A 17400-nucleotide genomic window follows, 5' to 3' on the forward strand; every position below is an offset into this window, starting at 1 on the left:
ATTTAGTTGAAAAACTAGTTACAATTCAGACCCAATGAAGCTAATCCGTTAATAACTCTTTGGTTCGTAAGTAAGGCACACACTGTGAAATTTAATTCACAACGTGATTAAGACCCCAAAACACCACAACAGTTTGCTGGCGACAATAGCAAGAGTGAACCACCTGATCCCTTCCCGAACTCAGAAGTGAAACCTCTTCGCGCTGATGGTAGTGTGGCACTTGCCATGTGAGAGTAAGTCATCGCCAGCTTTTAAATACAAAACCTCCCAACTTATGTTGGGAGGTTTTTTTTGTTATATACTTTTAATTATTTAAGATGTTTTCAATATGGTTTGGATAGTGGTACAAACATTTTCTTTTCCTTATGAAGCACAAATTGCAAAAACGCATTTAGAGGCGGCTGAGATTCCTGCTCAAATTGAAAATGAGCATATGATTAATATGAATTGGCTTTACTCTAATGCCTTGGGTGGCGTTCGGTTGTTAGTACCTGAGGTTTATGCAGATGAAGCAAAAGTGATTCTTGCAAAAGATTTTAGTGCTGAGCTAGAGCAAAAATTTGGTGTAAATGAAGAATGTTGTCCAAACTGTGGCAGTAAAAATATCGAAGCTTATATCAAAGGGAAGAAACCAGCTTATATCGTTTTCTTGTTAATTGGTTTTCCATTATTTTTTTATAAACATGGAAATAAATGTAAGCAATGCCAGTATTTTTGGAGTTAAGTCATTTTCGGTTATAATTTATTAGCAAATCTATCTAACATTAATAAATCATTTAGAGAATGAAAATGACCAAGAAAAAACAATTAGATGCTGAGCACACAGTTGCTTTATTGATAATCTTAAAAAAACGTTTTGAACAAAACATGCATCGCCATCAAGGAGTCGATTGGGTAGAAGTAGAAAATAGATTAAAGCAACAACCAGAAAAGTTATGGTCACTCAATCAAATGGAAGATACAGGTGGAGAGCCTGATGTAGTCATCTTGGACACTAAATCAAAAGAGATTGTATTTTGTGATTTTGCAGTAGAAGCTCCGAAGGGGCGTAGAAGCTTATGTTATGACCGCAAAGCTTTAGAGTCTCGAAAAGAGCACAAGCCTGAAAGTAATGCTATCGATATTGCTGAAATGATAGGGATTGAATTATTGACGGAAGAGCAATATAAACAACTACAATCGATTGAAAATTTTGATTTAAAAACCTCTAGTTGGGTGAAAACACCAGATGATATTCGTGCATTGGGTGGTGCTATTTTTTGTGATAGCCGCTATGGTCGAGTATTTACCTACCATAACGGAGCACAATCTTATTATGCAACTCGCGGATTTCGTGGTCTATTAAAAATCTAAATAAGCTTAATGTGAAATGCCTCCTATAAAGAAATTTAAAGTTTTAGGTGGGGGTATTTTTATCTTTTAATTGTGCCAAGCGCTTGCTTGGTTTTGGTGATTTTGATACCTTAGTGCTCATATAAATATTCGAAAACGATGATCAATAATTGCTAGGAAGCACAATATGCAACTTAATCCGATGTATTACACCGAACAACATCTTGCATTTGCAGAGAGCATAAAGCGTTTTGTGGAAAAAGAGATCAGTCCATTTATTAATGAGTGGGATGAAGCAGAAACTTTTCCTCGTGAGCTCTATAAGAAAGCTGCGGACATTGGTTTGCTAGGTGTTGGTTTTGATGAGCAATATGGTGGGGTTGCGGATACAGATGCCTTTTATACCTTATTAGCTTCTATTGAACTCGCAAAGTGCGCATCAGGAGGGTTAACTGCTTCGTTATTATCTCATACCATTGGTACGCCACCGATTCAGCATTTTGCTAATGAAGCGGTGAAAGCTGAGGTATTGCCACAGATTTTGTCGGGTGAAAAAATCTCTGCCTTGGCGATTACTGAACCTGGTGGTGGATCGGATGTGGCAGCATTAAAAACTAAAGCCGTTCGTGACGGTGATTATTATGTCGTCAGTGGCGAAAAGACTTTTATTACTTCTGGAATGCGAGCTGATTACTATACGGTCGCGGTACGTACCGATCCAGATGCCAAGGGTGCAAATGGGATTTCAATGCTGCTGATCGATGCTCATAGTGCAGGCATTACCAAGACTAAACTAGATAAGATGGGGTGGTGGGCTTCGGATACGGCACATTTACATTTTGACAATGTTCGAGTTCCTGCAACGAATTTGTTGGGTGCAGAGAATATGGGCTTTTTTGTGATTATGAATAATTTTAATATGGAGCGCTTTTTCCTTGCAGCCAGTAGTTATGGCTTTGCCTTGGTGTGTTATGAGGAAGCTTTAGATTGGGCAAAACAGCGTCAGACTTTTGGTAAACGACTCATTGACCATCAAGTTGTTCGCCATAAATTGGTCGATATGGCGACTCGTTTAACCTCAACACGTGCTTTATTGGAAGATACGGCTTATCGTCTAGGCAAACCCGAATTACAAGGCAATGAGTTGATCGCACAAATTTGTATGCTCAAGAATGTTGCTACGCAAACTATGCAATTTTGTGCCGATGCTGCGGTGCAAACTTTAGGTGGCATGGGCTTTATGCGTGGGATGAAATCTGAACGTATTTACCGTGAAGTTAAAGTGAATATGATTGGTGGCGGAGCAGAAGAAATTATGAAAGATCTAGCCAGTCGTCAGCTTGGATATTAATGCCGGACGATTAATTTAAGAGTAACTTGTTCAAGGAAAATAATAACATGGATGGTTTATCTTTAAACCCAATTTACTATACGGAAGAACATCGTGCTTTTGCGGATAGTGTCAAAAGGTTCGTAGAAAAAGAAATTTCGCCATTTGTGACTGAATGGGATGAAGCGGAAACATTCCCTCGTGAGCTGTATCAAAAAGCGGCGAGTGTTGGATTACTCGGTTTGGGCTTTGATGCGGAACATGGTGGGATTCCAGAGGCAGATGCTTTTCATGTCTTGTTAGCAGCGATTGAAATGGCAAAAGCGGCTTCGGGAGGCGTACATATTTCGCTGATGATTCATAGTATTGGCACACCACCGATTCATCATTTTGCCAAACAACAGATCAGAGATGAGGTGATGCCGCAAATTATTGCAGGGGAGAAAATCTCTGCTTTGGCAATTACTGAACCAAGTGGTGGTTCAGATGTAGCAGCGTTAAAAACCAAAGCTGTTCGTGAGGGTGATTATTACATTCTCAATGGGGAAAAAACCTTTATTACTTCGGGAATGCGAGCCGATTATTATACGGTTGCAGTGCGTACTGATCCTGATGCGAAAGGTGCAAAAGGCATTTCGATGTTATTGGTGGATGCTCATAGCGTAGGCATTAGCAAAACGCCATTAAAGAAAATGGGGTGGTGGGCATCGGATACTGCTCACTTACATTTCGACAATGTGAAAGTGCCAGTCAATCATTTATTGGGCGAAGAAAATGCTGGTTTTAAAGTGATTATGAATAACTTTAATATGGAGCGTTTTTGGTTGGGGGCGATTGCCTATGGTTATGCTTTGGTCTGCTATGAAGAGGCTTTGGATTGGGCAAAACAGCGTCAGACTTTTGGTAAGCGTTTAGTTGACCATCAAGTCGTTCGCCATAAGTTGGTGGATATGGCAACGCAACTGACTGCGACACGAGCATTGTTGGAAGATACTGCTTACCGAATGGGACAGGGAGAGCAGCAAGGTGCAGAGCTAGTCGCTCAAATCTCGATGCTGAAGAACGTAGCAACTCGTACCATGCAATTTTGTGCAGATGCTGCGGTGCAGACTCTAGGTGGAATGGGCTTTATGCGTGGCATGAAATCTGAACGGATTTATCGTGAAGTGAAGGTAAATATGATTGGTGGTGGTGCGGAAGAAATTATGAAAGATTTGATTAGTAAGCAATTGGGATATTAACTGTAAAAATAGGCAACGTCAAAGTTGCCTATTAAATTAATTTTCTTCTAGACGATTTAATAAGAATTCAGTAATGATACCTACTGCTTGGATGATATTATGAGACTCATAATTATTCAGGTTGGAAGTATAAATTCTACCGTGGCCAGTACCTTCTTTATTGCGTATAATATTAATACTGGTCGCTAGTTTGAATAGAGCTCTTTCATAGTCCTTAATTGCCGATTCACCAGCTTGTTTGGGTGTTTCAGGAGTAGTCATTTCTAATGCAGCATAAGCCTGTCCCATAAGAGTAGGAAAGTTTGCGTTTGCAGTATGACTACCGAATTTCGTTTGTATGATATGTTTTGCTGTAGCCTCTAATAAATCTTTCCCTGTTCCTGAGAGTAATGCTGCATCTTCGGAACCTTGCTTTGCTCGATTTGCATATGATTTTAATGCGAGAGTAAGATTTTTTCCTGATAGATTTTCTAGAGTTTTAGTATGTAAATCTCCATGTTCAGATAAAATTATTCCGTGAAAGTCTAGAATATTTATCATATTTTTGATTTCTTCTTTCCCTACAAAATTTTGAGAGTTTTCTCTAAATCCCCCAGATGCTTTAATAAGACTAAGAATTGAATGAATCAGTTTGCTTCCATTTCTAGGTTTATATTCTAACGCCCAACTTAAAGTGGCTCTTAATCTTTTAGCTTTACCAACCGTTTGTCCTAAATGTTTGGGGTCTCCTTCTAATAAACTTGCCTTTTTTATATAAAAATCTAAATCGGAATGTGTTGGTTCTCTTGATGTAACCTGTGAATCATCAATTAATTTTGAAATGGCAACAATAATATCATCAGCTATTGGTATTTCCATTTTTACCTCATTTTTTATTAAATTTAAAATAAAACACTAGCTTTATAACTCATTTCAAAGCCATTTCCCAAACCATTTCCGTCAACTCATCAATCTTTACTTTGCCTTCTGGTCTGTACCACGTCACTGTCCAAGAAATAGAACCACCAACCAAACGTCGCCAGATAAAAGCATCATGTTTGACCTTGCCTTGAGTGCGTAATTTTTCGATGACATCGAGCCAAACTTGCTCATACTCATTCCGCATTTTCAAAAGATAATCTTGTTTTTCTTTAGATAAAGCGAACCATTCATGTACCAATACTGCCATTGCAGCACCTGTATCACCTGTAATTGAAATCAACTCAGCTTTGATTAAATCACGTAATTGTTGTTCTGGATCATTTGAGCGTTCAGCCGCTTCTTTTAGACGAGCAAAGTTATAAATGATGGTTTGCTCCATCACTGTCGCTAAAATTTCGTCTTTGCTTTTGAAGTGATGGAATAGGCTGCCCGATTGAATACCAATAAATTCACCGAGTTGGCGGACGGTAGTTTTGTCATAACCTTGTTTATAAAACAAATAAGCGGCACCAAGCAGCAAACGTCCACGAGGGCTGTCATCAAAACAAACAATTTTGGGTATTTGCTCAATTGAAGTTGCGATCATGCCAGTCCGTTATCCCGTTAAATCTAAGTGTATTGTAACAAAATTCATTTCATGAATTGTCTTATCTTTTTATAACAAGCATTTGCTTATAAAAGTCCTTTTTTGCCAATACAGCATATCATTATGCACTTTACAAACCAAGCACTTGCTTGGTAATGTTAAGGTGTTTCTGAAATAACAATGAGAAAGCTCATGACAAGCGTCAAACAGGATGACCAGAAAGTAGTAAAAATTGGCTGTGCTTCAGGCTTTTGGGGAGATACCAATACCGCTGCTTTCCAATTGGTGCACCTTAGTGATATTAACTATTTAGTCTTTGATTATCTGTCTGAAATCACCATGTCGATTATGGCAAAAGCGATGATGAATGATCCAAGTCATGGTTATGCATTGGATTTTGTTAGTCGGGTGATGTCTCCTTTAATCAATAAAATTGCTGAGAAAAAAATTAAAGTCATCAGCAATGCAGGTGGCGTCAATCCATTGGCATGTCGTGATGCCTTACAAAAAATTATTGATGAGAAAGGCTTAGATCTAAAAGTTGCGGTGATACTTGGTGATGATGTGTTGCCAAAACATGCTGAATTATTAAAACAAAATGTGAAAGAAATGTTTAATGGCGAGCCTTTGCCAGCTCATGTCGCTAGTAGTAATGCTTATCTAGGTGCAGTTGCGATTCGTGATGCTTTGGACTTAGGCGCGGATATCGTGATTACAGGGCGTGTGGTGGATTCGGCTGTTGTTCTGGCTCCTTTGCTACATGAGTACAAATGGTCGTTGGATGATTATGACAAGCTTGCACAAGGCTGTTTAGCTGGACATGTAATTGAATGCGGTGCGCAATGTACAGGCGGTAATTTTACCGATTGGCGTTTGGTTGAAGGCTTTGACAACATGGGATTTCCAATTGTTGAAGTCAGTGCCGATGCTTCATTCATTGTGACTAAACCACAGGGCACAGGTGGTTTAGTGTCGACCGCTACGGTTGCCGAACAGATTGTTTATGAGATTGGCGATCCTCAAGCTTACTATTTACCTGATGTGACCACAGATTTTAGCCAAGCTCATTTAGAGCAAGTCGGCGAGCATCGCGTAAAAGTGACTGGTGCGACAGGACGAGCGCCTACACCACAATATAAAGTCAGTGCGACCTATGCGGATGGTTATCGTGTCTTGGTTAGTTTCCTTATTGCTGGACGCGAAGCTCCTGAGAAAGCGCAAGTGATTGCGGATGCGATCATCAATAAATGTGAACGTGTCCTCGCATTGCGTTCAGTACCACCATTTAGTGAAAAATCTGTCGAAATTCTAGGGATTGAAAGTACTTATGGCGCACACGCTAAAGTCAAAGATAGTCGTGAAGTCGTGGTGAAGATTGCAGTTAAGCATATGTTTAAAGAAGCCTGTATGTTCTTTGCATCTGAGATTGCTCAAGCATCAACAGGCATGGCACCTGCTTTAGCAGGCATTGTAGGTGGGCGTCCTAAAGCATCGGCAGTGGTCAAATTATTCTCTTTCCTGATTGATAAAGATCAAATCAAGGTTGAGGTGGATTTTGCAGGACAGCGTCATCCTGTGCAGATTCCAACAGGTTCAGTAACACAAGATTTTGTTTCCCATTCAGTTGGTGAGGTCGCAACCTATCAAGGCGATGAGATTGAGGTGCCTTTAATTGATGTTGCTCATGCACGTAGCGGTGATAAAGGTAACCATAGCAATATTGGTGTGATTGCACGTAAAGCGGAATATTTACCTTGGATTCGGGCTGCATTGACTGAGGGCAGTGTTGCTGAATATATGCAGCATGTTTTAGATCCTGAAAAATCCAAGGTGATTCGTTATGAGTTACCTGCGATGAATGCATTGAATTTTATGTTGGAAAATGCGCTAGGTGGCGGCGGAATTGCCAGTTTACGTATTGATCCACAAGGCAAGGCATTTGCGCAGCAATTATTGGATATGCCAGTGAAAATCCCAGCAAAGTTGTTAGAAAAATAAAGTAAAGGATGTAGAGCAAAATGAGTTATCAATCAATTTTTAGAACCGATGCATTTGCCGATAAAGTGATTATCGTTACAGGCGGTGGTTCTGGTATTGGCCGCTGTACGGCACACGAGCTGGCATCTTTGGGTGCGCAAGTCGTGATCACAGGGCGCAAAATTGAAAAGCTGGAAAAAGTTAGCCAAGAAATCATAGAGGACGGTGGCAAAGTCCATTTCATCGTTTGCGATAACCGTGATGAAGAACAAGTCAAAAGTATGATTGCTGAAGTCATTGAAAAATTTGGCAAGCTCGATGGTTTAGTAAATAACGCTGGTGGTCAGTTTCCTTCTGCACTCGAAAATATTTCTGCCAATGGCTTTGATGCTGTGGTCCGTAACAATCTGCACTCTACATTCTATTTAATGCGTGAAGCTTATAATCAATGGATGGCAAAGCATGGTGGCAGTATCGTCAACATGACCGCAGATATGTGGGGCGGTATGCCGGGTATGGGGCATTCAGGAGCGGCTCGTTCAGGGGTAGATAACCTAACCAAAACGGCTTCGGTGGAATGGGGTAAATCAGGCGTACGTGTTAATGCAGTTGCACCAGGTTGGATTATTTCCTCTGGTATGGATAACTACAGCGGTGACTTTGCCAAAGTCATTATTCCAAGTTTGGCAAGCAACGTTCCTTTAAAACGTATGGGGACGGAATCTGAAATTTCTTCAGCGATTTGTTATTTACTTTCTGATGCAGCGGCTTTTGTTTCAGGCGTGACTTTACGTATTGACGGTGCAGCTTCACAAGGTACGCGCATGTACCCATTGGCGGATGCCACCAACAATGAAGCATTTAATGGTTTCCACCGTGCATTTATTCCAGATATTTTTAAAAATACAGATGGAGAATAAATGATGACTATTCTTCAATCTGAAATCGCTGTAGGTAGTGAGCAATACGAGCAAAACCGTGAAGCGTTATTAAGTCAGCTTGCAGACGTTCGTGCTGTACAGCAAAAAAGCATTGATAAATCCTATGCTGCAAAACCGAAGTTTGACAAGAAAGGCAAAATCTTGCCGCATGAACGTATACGTTTATTGCTGGATGCTGATTCACCATTTGTCGAGCTGTGTGGCTTAGTCGGCTACAACATGCATGATGATAAAGATGGTTCTGAAGCTGGTGGTGGCATCATTGCTGGGATTGGCTTTGTGAGCGGTGTCCGCGCTTTAGTGTCTGCCAGTAATAGTGCCATCAAAGGCGGTACTATGTCGCCGATGGGTGTTCAGAAAACCTTGCGTTTGCAAAAAATTGCGCTTGAACAAAAGTTACCGATGGTGACCTTGACTGAAAGTGGTGGGGCAAACTTAAATTATGCCGCAGAAGTATTTACCTATGGCGGAATGACTTTTGCCAATCAAGCTCGATTATCTGCAACAGGCATTCCGCAAGTCGCAGTCGTACATGGCAATGCAACCGCAGGCGGGGCATATCAACCAGGTCTATCTGACTATGTGATCGCGGTGCGCAAGCAAACTGAAATGTTGTTGGCAGGTCCACCTTTGTTGCTGGCTGCAACAGGTGAAGTGGCAACAGCTGAAGAACTGGGTGGTGCAGAAATGCATACCCAAGTTTCAGGGGTAGCGGAATATCTTGCTGAAAATGATGCCGATGGTATTCGTTTGGCACGAGAAATTTTTGAGCATTTGAACTGGAAAGAACAAACCACACGTCTCAATCAAGAATACAAAGAACCTCGTTATTCAGCAGAAGAGCTATTAGGTATCATCCCGCAAGACCCAAAACAACCTTTCGATATGAAAGAAATCGTGGCTCGCATTATTGATGATTCTGATTTTCTGGAGTTTAAACAGGAATACGATGCTTTAACGGTATGTGGCTGGGCAAAAATGGGTGGGGTACATATTGGTATCATTACCAATAATGGTCCAATTACACCACAAGGTGCAGTTAAAGCGGCACAATTTATCCATCTCTGTGAGCAGACCCAACGTCCGCTTTTATTTTTGCATAACACTACAGGTTTTATGGTGGGAACAGATGCGGAACAGAACGGCATCATTAAGCATGGTTCCAAGTTGATTCAGGCCGTTGCCAATGCCACTGTGCCTAAAATTTCGATCATTGTTGCTGGCTCTTATGGTGCAGGTAACTATGCAATGTGCGGACGAAGTCTTTCACCGAGCTTTATTTTTGCGTGGCCAAACTCACATGTCGCGGTCATGGGATCAGCACAGGCCGGCAAGGTGTTGCGTATCGTTGCTGAGGGTAAGCAAAAAGCTTCTGGCATGGAACCAAATCCGCAAATGTTGGATTTTCTTGAGCAAAGTACTGCCATGAAACTTGAGCAGCAGTCGACTGCCTTATTCAACACTGCAATGCTGCATGATGATGGCATTATCGATCCAAGAGATACGCGTAAGGTCCTGATCTTTCTATTGCAAACCATATATGAAGCACAACAACGTGAGTTGAATCCAACCCGATTTGGTGTGTCGAGATTTTAAGAAATCTCCCCTGAGGACAACGTTCCGCAAGTCAGGAGGGATTAATGAATATTAAATTTAAGGAAAAAAACAATGAAATTTACCGCAGAGCATGATGCCTTACGTCGCACTACACGCCAGTTTGTAGAAAATGAATTGAATCCATTTATTCCAGAGTGGGAGGAAGCAGGACGTTTTCCAATTCATGATGTGTTTAAAAAAATGGGGAATTTGGGTTTATTAGGCATCTGTAAACCTGAAGAAAATGGCGGTTTGGGCTTAGATTATTCTTATAACCTTGTGGTGGCAGAAGAGTTAGGTCGTGCAGCATGTGGCGGTGTACCGCTTGCGATTGGTGTGCAAACTGATATGGCAACGCCTGCGCTTGCTCGCTTTGGTAGTAAAGAACTTCGAGATGAATTTCTCAATCCAGCCATTTTGGGTGAGTATGTCGCTGCGATTGCTGTTTCAGAAGTACATGCGGGTTCTGATGTTGCCGCGATTAAAACCACAGCCAAAAAAGATGGCGACGACTATGTGATCAATGGTAGCAAAATGTGGATTACCAACTCGCTCCAAGCGGATTTCTTTTGTCTACTTGCCAACACATCTGATGACAAACCACATGTCAATAAATCGATGATCATTGTACCTGCCAAGACCGCAGGAATTAGTTTTTCAGAGCCACTGAATAAGTTGGGAATGCGTTCGACCACAACCGCCCAAGTTTATTTTGACAATGTGCGCGTACCGCAACGTAATCTCGTTGGTGCGGAAGGCATGGGCTTTATGATGCAAATGATGCAGTTCCAAGAAGAGCGTATGTGGGCATGTGCCAATGCGGTCGGTGGTATGGAAAAAGTGATTCAGCAAACCATTGATTATGCGAAAGAGCGGACGACATTTGGTCAGCCATTGATTAATAATCAATATGTGCATTTTCGTTTTGCAGAGCTGATGACTGAAGTTGAAGCATTGCGAGCACTGACGAATCAAGCCTGTGAACAACATATTGCAGGGGAAAATGTCACCATGTTGGCATCAATGGCAAAACTCAAAGCAGGGCGTTTAAGTCGTGAAGTGGCAGATAGCTGCCTGCAATATTGGGGGGGGAATGGTTTCATGTGGGATAACCCAGCATCGCAATTGTTCCGTGATGGGCGTTTAGGCTCGATTGGTGGTGGTGCGGATGAGATTATGCTGGGGATCATTTGTAAGCTGATGGATATCTTGCCGAAGAAACAGAAGAACTAGGAGAAGAAAGATGACACTTTCAGCTTCACTTGCGAGTTTAGATACCGATGACAGCATTCAACTTGAACAACAAGGCGGTATTTTAACTTTTTGGCTGAATCGTCCTGAGAGTCGTAATGCCATGAGTTTAAATATGGTCAATGCCATTCAACAGGTGTTTGCGCATATTGCCGATGATGCTTCGATTCGCGCCGTGATTCTGCGCGGTAAAGGCGGTCACTTCTGTGCAGGAGGTGACATCAAAGATATGGCGGCACTTCGTGCAGAAGCTGCCAATGCTGGTAGTTTACAGCCTTATGTTGATTTTAATCGTCGTTTTGGTGCCATGATTGAACAGGTGGATCAAGCACCGCAAACTGTGGTGGTCGTGCTTGAGGGTGCAGTATTGGGCGGTGGTTTTGGTTTGGCTTGTGTCTCTGATATTGCGATTAGCCGTAACGATGCCCAATTTGGTTTGCCTGAAACAGGGCTGGGCATTTTACCTGCGCAAATCGCGCCTTTTGTGGTGAAACGTATTGGTCTGACTCAAGCGCGTCGTTTGGCATTGTTGGGTTTACGTTTTAATGGTGAGGCTGCATTGAAGTTTGGTGTGGTGCATGAAGTCGCACAGGATGATACCGAGCTAGAACAACAGCTTGCTGAAACGATCCAACTGATTAAGCGTGCTGCACCATTGGCCTCTCGTGCAACCAAAGCCTTATTACATCGCACGTTAAATGAACCTTTGACTGAACTTTTGGATGATGCTGCACAGCAGTTTGCACAAGCGGTCGGTGGTACAGAAGGCCAAGAGGGCACAATGGCATTTATTCAAAAACGTTTGCCAAATTGGGTGGAATAAATCTTTCTTTGAAATAGTAGGGATATCAAATTTAACCTCACCCTAGCCCTCTCCTAAAAGGAGAGGGAACACTACGAAATCAAATAAGCCATTGGATTCGTGAAAGTCTCCCTCCTTTTAGGAGGGAGATTTAGAGGGAGGTTTTATGAGAACTTGATAGCCCTACTGAAAAAAGGGAGCTTGGGGGATTTAAATAATGAAATTTTCAAAAGTATTAGTGGCCAACCGTGGCGAAATTGCAGTGCGGGTGATGGAAACGGCCAAAGCAATGGGCTATCAAACCGTTGCTGTATATTCCGATGCTGATGCCAATGCCCGACATGTCCAGGTTGCAGACGAAGCTGTGTATATCGGTGCATCTAAAGTTTCAGAATCTTATCTGTCGATTGCCAATATTATTGAAGCGTGCCAAAAGACAGGTGCTGATGCGGTCCATCCAGGATATGGTTTTTTGTCAGAAAATACTGACTTTGCACAAGCCTGCAGTGATCATGGTATTACCTTTATTGGTCCGAATGCCGCAGCTATTCATTTGATGGGTAGCAAGCGTTTATCCAAAATTGCCATGATTGAGGCTGGTGTACTGTGTGTACCGGGCTATGAAGGCGATCAGCAGGATATTGATTACTTGGCTGAACAAGCAGAAAAAATTGGTTTCCCATTGATGGTGAAAGCATCTGCTGGCGGTGGCGGGCGCGGTATGCGTTTGGTACACCAATCTGCAGACGTGTTGGAAGCTTTGAAAACGGCACGTTCTGAAGCTGAAAATGCCTTTGGTTCAGGCGAGCTGATTATTGAAAAAGCGGTCATCGCACCTCGCCATGTTGAGATACAAGTGTTTGGGGATACGCATGGTCATTATGTGTATTTGTTCGAACGTGATTGTTCGATTCAACGCCGTCATCAGAAGGTGGTTGAGGAAGCACCTTGTCCAGTCATGACCCCTGAATTACGCCAAAAAATGGGTGAGGCTGCGGTTGCTGCGGCCAAAGCTTGTGATTACATCGGTGCGGGTACGGTAGAGTTTCTACTTGATCAATCAGGCGAGTTTTATTTCTTGGAAATGAACACGCGTTTGCAAGTTGAACACCCCGTGACAGAAATGATTACTGGGCTTGATTTGGTTGAATGGCAATTACGAGTCGCCAATGGTGAAACTTTACCATTACAGCAACATGAATTGACTTTAAATGGTCATGCGATCGAAGTACGTTTGTATGCTGAAGATCCGCGTCAGGATTTTTTACCGCAAACAGGCAAAGTGTTACGTTGGCAACCTGCGGAGTTGCCGAATGTTCGTATTGATCATGGCATGTTGGAGCAAGGTGAAATTAGCCCATTCTATGACCCGATGGTGGCTAAAGTGATTGCCTATGGCAAAACACGTCAGGATGCAGTTCGTCTACTGGCGAGAGCCGTCGATGATTGCGTGCTTTTGGGCGTGAATAGTAATAAACAATTCCTGTCTAATTTGTTACGTCATCCGATTATTGTCGCTGGGGATACCAATACCGCGTTTATCCAGCAGCACTTTCAGGATGATGTGAGTCTGCATCAGCAAGTGTTAGAGGTTGAAACTTTGGCTGTTGCTGCCGCATTATTTACTCAACAAAATCAGTCCAATCAAGCGTGGCAAACCGGCGTTTCAGTTCCGTTCCCATTAAGATTGAAATATGCCGATCAGCAACTATTGTTGCATGTTCAGTCAAATCATCATCAAGTCACGGTTCAACTATGCGACCAACATGCTACGGTTGATTTGATCGATATTGTTGACGGGACAATTGTCTATCAAGCCAATGGTATACGCCGTAAGCTGAATTATGTTTTGGATCAGAATCAACTGTATTTAGATGCAGGCAATGGCAACATTGTGATTGAAAATAGCACCTATGCAGCGCCTGAAGCCGCAGAGGTTATTGGTGATGGCAAAATCCGTGCACCTATGGATGGTGCAATCGTTAATCTTTTGGTCAATGTCGGTGATACGGTGAGCAAAGGGCAGACCTTATTGGTGTTGGAAGCAATGAAGATTCAGCAACAAATCAAGTCTGATGTTGATGGGGTTGTTGATGAGTTAATTGGCCAAGTCGGACAACAAGTGAAAAAACGGCAATTACTGTTAAATGTTTCGATTGCCTAATCCATATTGAATAAAAAGCTAGGTCAATCGACCTAGCTTTTTAATAAGGCGAATACAGGTGCTAATGAGCTTGTATTATTTCCTTTTAATTCCTGTGTCGCAAATTCTGCTAAAGCTTGTTCATGTGCAAGTAAATATTTTAGAAAATCTTGGGTATCGGCTCCAGCATGTTGATTCATGCGTTCAAAGGTCGCCATAAATGGTTTTGTGCCTTGTTTGAGTAAGCGCATGGCAAGTTTCCAAGGGAGCTTTGCCATTGCAATACCCGATGCTTTGGCCTGTAGTTTGACATGAGGTCGAATTGAAGCCGTTTGGCCTTGTTCTTTTAAAAACAGTTGGAGTTTTTGCAGTGTTTGGGTTTCCAGTTGCGCCAATATTTGCCATTTGTGTTGTTGGTCAACAGAACGCGTGTACTTAGCTGCATTGAGAAAAATCAATTCACCCAATATTTCCGATTCAAGTGCAATATTGAGATCTTGTTGATAATTTGGATAAGTCATTCCTTTGATTTCCATAAAAAATTAAGCGTGATTGTGCAAGGTGAATGTCTGTCTATGAATCAGTATAAGTAAAAAATCCCAGCGGTGAAATAGTGACCACCCCGATTAGTGGGATGGTACTTATTTTATGGGAACATGCTTGATCTTAATGTTTCTAGTCGCTGTTGATACTGTTGCTGCCACTCGGCCTCTGAGAGCTGATTTTTCAAAGGTTGCATGTCTTGTTGTAATTGTTGTAATGCTTGCTGGTATTGATTCACTTGTTGCTGTTGTTGTATTTCACGTTGATCTCGACGTTGAATGTCTTGTCGTTCCTGTTCCGTGAGATAACGTTGCTGCAAGATCTGTTTTAAACGTTCAGTCTCGGCAGAATTGTTGTGGTTTTGATTGAGTAATTCAATGGATTGTTCATACAGTCCAATTTTGCTTTGTTGTTGAGTTGCATCTGGATATCGACGTTGCAATTCCTCGAAAGCTTTTAAACGTTGTTCTGCATTCAGATCTCTATTTTGCTTAATCTCTGCATAAGCAAATTTGTAATCCGCATAATTACGCTCTTGTCCAAAACCAAGCATCGCTTCAGCTTTTCCCAGCATTTGTTCTCTTAATTTCCATAAAGCATTGAAACGTTCTTGCGGAGATAAGGAGGTTGAAAGCACTGTAATTTGCATGTGCTGTTCATATTGCGGCATACGTTTTAATAAATTTTCAACCAAATGCGCAAATTCTTGGTCAGGATAATCTGCCAATGCTTTTGCTAAAGCCGCATTACAGTCTTGTACATGACAATTCGCTTTAAAGTCATTCAAAAATTGAGTGATATTTCCAGGTTGCTTCTGAAGCACTTGTAATTGTCTCAATAAGGATTCTTGAAAAAGCTCATCTGTGGTTTTATTCTGCATAGTTCCATCTGTCGAATGCGTTGTTGAATCATCAGAGAATGGCATGGTTTGGCTTTGCTGGATTGCAGCGGAAGAGGCGCTGCTCTTCCAGACTACAATTCCGACCAAGACCAGTAAAACAATAACGATTGTCAGTAATAGTCTTTTATTCATCCACAGTATTCCGTTTTATGGATTGTAGTTAAAATGTCCCATTACAGGGAAATGGTCAGAAAGATCCCATGTCATAAATAGTGGGTCTGCGGTAGAACGTAAAATACGAACATCATTACGCGATTGAATCGGTTGGCGATGCGTATTTGAAGAAACCACATAATCCAAGTATTCAACCGTTGTGCCACCTGAACCTGCTGCGCCAGCGAGTTTATTAATACGAGGATCAAATGTAGATTCGGTATAACCTGTGCTGACGGGTGCTGTCGCATTTAGGTTGGTAAGCATGTCTTGATAATCTTGCGGCCATAACAGCTTGTTGACATTAAAGTCTCCGCCCATCAATACAGCATCAAAACTCGGGATATTTTGTTGGTTGATTAACTGACGAATTTGCTGGAATTGAACTTGGCGTAACGCACGTGCTTCGGTGGTATCAAACGATGCGGTATGCGTTGAGGTCACATGATAGGCTTTACCATTTTTGATAATTTCCGCATACAACACGCCTTTATCCGCAAAACAATCTGTTCCTGTACAATCTGGATAAATCTGTTGTGCTGTTTTCACAATAGGATAACGACTGACGATCACGAGCCCACTATCAAATAAGTTATAACCTGAACCGACTGGGATATGTGTTTGATATGGATATTGTTGTGCCAGTTGATTCAACATCCCTGTACGAGAAGATGCAAATGCTTCTTGCATTAAAATCACATCATAACCATTTAAATGATTTGGAAGTTCTGCTAAACGCTCACTAATTTTACTTGCAACCATGGGCAGTGCGTAAATGTTATAGGACAGTACTTTTAATTCATCTGCACTGCTTGAGATCGGTTCTTGGACAGTGTTTTGATGGATGGTGTAATGAAAATCATCGTAACCGCCTGTATATACGGCTTTAACCGCAGCCTGTGCCGATAAGCCTGCATAAGTAGTATTGATGCGATGAACATTGCGATCAGTATACCAAGGTGATGTAGTAGATGCCGTTTGGATGCCGTGCTTGATGGTACTTCCAGACCAAGTCCCCGTCATCGATTGTTTGAATGTTACTTGCGAGCTTCCACTTGAAACAACCGTATCAAAATTATAAGTCTGTCCAGATTTTAATCCTGAATAACGATTCATGCGCAGCACACGCTTGGTTTCATAAGGCGCAAGTTGTGTTGCTTCTTGTGCCCACTGGTTTCCTTGTTCTAATGTTTGACTACCAGTATGGTTGACTTGTATTGATACAGTTTCAGGTGTGGTATTGGTAATGAACACATAAGAATCTGCCAGTGTATCTTGCATGGCAAAAGTACCCATCAGTAGTGTTGTTGCTACACTGAATTTAATATTTTTCAGCCCCATTTAATGTTTCTCCTTGTTGATAGTGCATTGCGTTGATGAATCGCTTCAATCAAGCAATCTTGTTGGTTTTCATTTTTGAAAATTAGTGTTGTTATTTGTTCGCAAATTATCATAATAAAATTTTGTTGCTAAATCATGTAATTTTTAAACCGTTCGTCTGATTCAGGAAAAATCATCTATATAGATGATTTTGAAATAGTCATTCGCTAATGTTTTTTGATTGCTACGATAAACTTGATGGGAGGTGTAGGTTCGAATATGAAAATTTATTATCTATTGATAGATTTTTTATACAAATAAAAAAATCTGACAGGGAGGTTGCCCCCTGACAGATTGAGTAAA

General features: G+C 41.6%; 15 protein-coding genes and 1 rRNA gene. 11 read left to right on the forward strand and 5 right to left on the reverse strand.

Features of this window, described 5'->3' with window-relative positions:
- The first annotated feature begins 135 nt into the window (after positions 1–135).
- From rrf to MMO38_RS00025, 5 genes are all read left to right on the forward strand, one after another.
- Positions 136–250: ribosomal RNA gene (rrf, locus tag MMO38_RS00005) — 5S ribosomal RNA — on the forward strand.
- A 78-nt stretch (positions 251–328) separates the two neighbouring features.
- A complete protein-coding gene (locus MMO38_RS00010; RefSeq protein ID WP_241321953.1) occupies positions 329–724 on the forward strand; it encodes a DUF2007 domain-containing protein in 396 nt (131 codons plus the stop codon).
- 65 nt (positions 725–789) lie between these two features.
- On the forward strand, positions 790–1353 hold the full coding sequence (locus tag MMO38_RS00015) for a DUF4256 domain-containing protein (RefSeq protein WP_241321954.1): 564 nt from the start codon (positions 790–792) through the stop codon (positions 1351–1353).
- Between the two features lie 166 nt (positions 1354–1519).
- Complete coding sequence (locus MMO38_RS00020; protein ID WP_004669670.1) at positions 1520–2683, forward strand: acyl-CoA dehydrogenase family protein; 1164 nt, start codon at positions 1520–1522, stop codon at positions 2681–2683.
- Between the two features lie 47 nt (positions 2684–2730).
- Positions 2731–3903 (forward strand): acyl-CoA dehydrogenase family protein, encoded by a 1173-nt coding sequence (locus MMO38_RS00025; protein WP_241321955.1) that lies wholly within the window; start codon positions 2731–2733, stop codon positions 3901–3903.
- A gap of 36 nt (positions 3904–3939) precedes the next feature.
- On the opposite strand, the gene MMO38_RS00030 is transcribed toward MMO38_RS00025, so the two are convergent.
- Both MMO38_RS00030 and MMO38_RS00035 read right to left on the reverse strand, forming a co-directional pair.
- The gene (locus tag MMO38_RS00030; RefSeq protein ID WP_241321956.1) at positions 3940–4761 is read right to left on the reverse strand and encodes an abortive infection family protein; all 822 of its coding nucleotides are present in this window, start codon (positions 4759–4761) and stop codon (positions 3940–3942) included.
- Positions 4762–4810: 49 nt separating this feature from the next.
- Positions 4811–5410, reverse strand: coding sequence for a TetR/AcrR family transcriptional regulator (locus tag MMO38_RS00035; RefSeq protein WP_005195197.1), 600 nt, complete (start codon positions 5408–5410; stop codon positions 4811–4813).
- 192 nt (positions 5411–5602) lie between these two features.
- Between MMO38_RS00035 and MMO38_RS00040 the strand changes: the two genes are divergently transcribed.
- The 6 genes from MMO38_RS00040 (at position 5603) to MMO38_RS00065 (ending at position 14141) form a co-directional block, all read left to right on the forward strand.
- The gene (locus MMO38_RS00040) at positions 5603–7408 is read left to right on the forward strand and encodes an acyclic terpene utilization AtuA family protein (protein WP_241321957.1); all 1806 of its coding nucleotides are present in this window, start codon (positions 5603–5605) and stop codon (positions 7406–7408) included.
- A gap of 20 nt (positions 7409–7428) precedes the next feature.
- The gene (locus MMO38_RS00045) at positions 7429–8307 is read left to right on the forward strand and encodes an SDR family oxidoreductase (RefSeq protein ID WP_005195199.1); all 879 of its coding nucleotides are present in this window, start codon (positions 7429–7431) and stop codon (positions 8305–8307) included.
- Between the two features lie 3 nt (positions 8308–8310).
- Positions 8311–9924 carry a carboxyl transferase domain-containing protein gene (locus tag MMO38_RS00050; protein ID WP_241322258.1) on the forward strand — a complete coding sequence of 538 codons (1614 nt, stop codon included), beginning with the start codon at positions 8311–8313 and terminating at the stop codon, positions 9922–9924.
- A 72-nt stretch (positions 9925–9996) separates the two neighbouring features.
- Entirely contained in the window at positions 9997–11157 is a 1161-nt protein-coding gene (locus tag MMO38_RS00055) for an acyl-CoA dehydrogenase family protein (RefSeq protein ID WP_005195202.1), read from the forward strand.
- 10 nt (positions 11158–11167) lie between these two features.
- Positions 11168–11998 carry an enoyl-CoA hydratase-related protein gene (locus MMO38_RS00060; protein WP_241321958.1) on the forward strand — a complete coding sequence of 277 codons (831 nt, stop codon included), beginning with the start codon at positions 11168–11170 and terminating at the stop codon, positions 11996–11998.
- Between the two features lie 196 nt (positions 11999–12194).
- Positions 12195–14141, forward strand: a complete 1947-nt coding sequence (locus MMO38_RS00065) for an acetyl/propionyl/methylcrotonyl-CoA carboxylase subunit alpha (RefSeq protein ID WP_241321959.1) — start codon at positions 12195–12197, stop codon at positions 14139–14141.
- 32 nt (positions 14142–14173) lie between these two features.
- Here the strand turns inward: MMO38_RS00065 and MMO38_RS00070 are convergent, their stop codons facing one another.
- The 3 genes from MMO38_RS00070 to MMO38_RS00080 form a co-directional block, all read right to left on the reverse strand.
- Positions 14174–14641, reverse strand: a complete 468-nt coding sequence (locus MMO38_RS00070; protein WP_241321960.1) for a hypothetical protein — start codon at positions 14639–14641, stop codon at positions 14174–14176.
- A gap of 125 nt (positions 14642–14766) precedes the next feature.
- On the reverse strand, positions 14767–15696 hold the full coding sequence (locus tag MMO38_RS00075) for a lipase secretion chaperone (RefSeq protein WP_241321961.1): 930 nt from the start codon (positions 15694–15696) through the stop codon (positions 14767–14769).
- A 15-nt stretch (positions 15697–15711) separates the two neighbouring features.
- The gene (locus tag MMO38_RS00080; protein WP_241321962.1) at positions 15712–17058 is read right to left on the reverse strand and encodes a sphingomyelin phosphodiesterase; all 1347 of its coding nucleotides are present in this window, start codon (positions 17056–17058) and stop codon (positions 15712–15714) included.
- Between the last annotated feature and the right edge of the window lie 342 nt (positions 17059–17400).

Source organism: Acinetobacter sp. NIPH 1852 (assembly GCF_022549455.1).
GTDB lineage: Bacteria > Pseudomonadota > Gammaproteobacteria > Pseudomonadales > Moraxellaceae > Acinetobacter.

What these genes read in the sequence shown, in the direction of transcription:
- MMO38_RS00055 (WP_005195202.1), top strand. Translation starts at nt 9,997, where the DNA reads ATGAAATTTACCGCAGAGCATGATGCCTTACGTCGCACTACACGCCAG.
- MMO38_RS00025 (WP_241321955.1), top strand. Translation starts at nt 2,731, where the DNA reads ATGGATGGTTTATCTTTAAACCCAATTTACTATACGGAAGAACATCGT.
- MMO38_RS00070 (WP_241321960.1), bottom strand. Translation starts at nt 14,641, where the DNA reads ATGACTTATCCAAATTATCAACAAGATCTCAATATTGCACTTGAATCG.
- MMO38_RS00050 (WP_241322258.1), top strand. Translation starts at nt 8,311, where the DNA reads ATGACTATTCTTCAATCTGAAATCGCTGTAGGTAGTGAGCAATACGAG.
- MMO38_RS00030 (WP_241321956.1), bottom strand. Translation starts at nt 4,761, where the DNA reads ATGGAAATACCAATAGCTGATGATATTATTGTTGCCATTTCAAAATTA.
- MMO38_RS00015 (WP_241321954.1), top strand. Translation starts at nt 790, where the DNA reads ATGACCAAGAAAAAACAATTAGATGCTGAGCACACAGTTGCTTTATTG.
- MMO38_RS00080 (WP_241321962.1), bottom strand. Translation starts at nt 17,058, where the DNA reads ATGGGGCTGAAAAATATTAAATTCAGTGTAGCAACAACACTACTGATG.
- MMO38_RS00045 (WP_005195199.1), top strand. Translation starts at nt 7,429, where the DNA reads ATGAGTTATCAATCAATTTTTAGAACCGATGCATTTGCCGATAAAGTG.
- MMO38_RS00035 (WP_005195197.1), bottom strand. Translation starts at nt 5,410, where the DNA reads ATGATCGCAACTTCAATTGAGCAAATACCCAAAATTGTTTGTTTTGAT.
- MMO38_RS00010 (WP_241321953.1), top strand. Translation starts at nt 329, where the DNA reads ATGGTTTGGATAGTGGTACAAACATTTTCTTTTCCTTATGAAGCACAA.
- MMO38_RS00075 (WP_241321961.1), bottom strand. Translation starts at nt 15,696, where the DNA reads ATGAATAAAAGACTATTACTGACAATCGTTATTGTTTTACTGGTCTTG.
- MMO38_RS00060 (WP_241321958.1), top strand. Translation starts at nt 11,168, where the DNA reads ATGACACTTTCAGCTTCACTTGCGAGTTTAGATACCGATGACAGCATT.
- MMO38_RS00040 (WP_241321957.1), top strand. Translation starts at nt 5,603, where the DNA reads ATGACAAGCGTCAAACAGGATGACCAGAAAGTAGTAAAAATTGGCTGT.
- MMO38_RS00020 (WP_004669670.1), top strand. Translation starts at nt 1,520, where the DNA reads ATGCAACTTAATCCGATGTATTACACCGAACAACATCTTGCATTTGCA.
- MMO38_RS00065 (WP_241321959.1), top strand. Translation starts at nt 12,195, where the DNA reads ATGAAATTTTCAAAAGTATTAGTGGCCAACCGTGGCGAAATTGCAGTG.